This is a genomic window from Mesorhizobium sp. ArgA1, assembly GCF_053714375.1.
The window spans coordinates 1-751 of the sequence record NZ_JBSKBQ010000116.1; the positions used below are offsets into that span (position 1 = coordinate 1).

At 58.1% G+C, this 751-nt stretch carries 1 pseudogene; it reads left to right on the forward strand.

Annotated features, from left to right (window positions below):
* A pseudogene (locus tag ACWGTI_RS32595) lies at nucleotides 1-751 on the forward strand (hypothetical protein); the annotation flags it as partial.

Here is a 751-nt window from a genome sequence, read left to right on the forward strand (position 1 = left end):
CGCAAAACGTGACCGTTCCGAGCCCTTTCCCGAGGACAAGGAACTTGTTTCCACCTTCAAGAAAGTGGCCCGCGAAGCGAAGACGAACGAGTGGACAGTCAAGAAATTGGGAGCTGATCTGCACCATCTTAGCCACTGGCTGCGCCAGGAAAATCGGCAGCCCATTTTCGACCGGTTTAACCCCGATTCACCTAGGCATGCTTCTTTTGTAGCTGATGTGCAGGACTATCTGAAGGCTGGTGGCCGCTCTGCTGTTGTTGCGCACCTTAACAACGTTGCGCCAGGGAGCCTACCTGGGAAGCTCCCTGCCGAAGACGTGGATCTTTTGGCAAGGTTCCGGCTCGACGCCGAGCAGCGCAACATCGCCACCAAAGGGACCGTCCGCACTACCCTTTCCGGATTTAGGCAGTTTGCGCTGTGGCTCCAGGACAACAACAAGGGGTCTTTGGCTTCTCAGTTGCAAGGCGGTTCACTGGACAAGGAAATTTCGGAGTATCGGGCGCTGGGGAGGGACTCCCAGAACCGCCTTAAAACGACTCTGGCTGATCTCCAGCGGTTCTTGCCTGGGCCTGAAGAAGTCGAAGGGCTTCAACCCCGTGGCATTGGGCGCCCCCGTCAGGCGGCTCCTCATCCCGAAGACGCCCTCTTGATCGAGGGCGCGCTCGGCCAAACGTTGAAAGATCTTGGAGCCCCGACTGCGGAGCAGAGGAAATCTGCGCAAGTGCGGGCTTCACGTCTTCGTGCGCTGAGT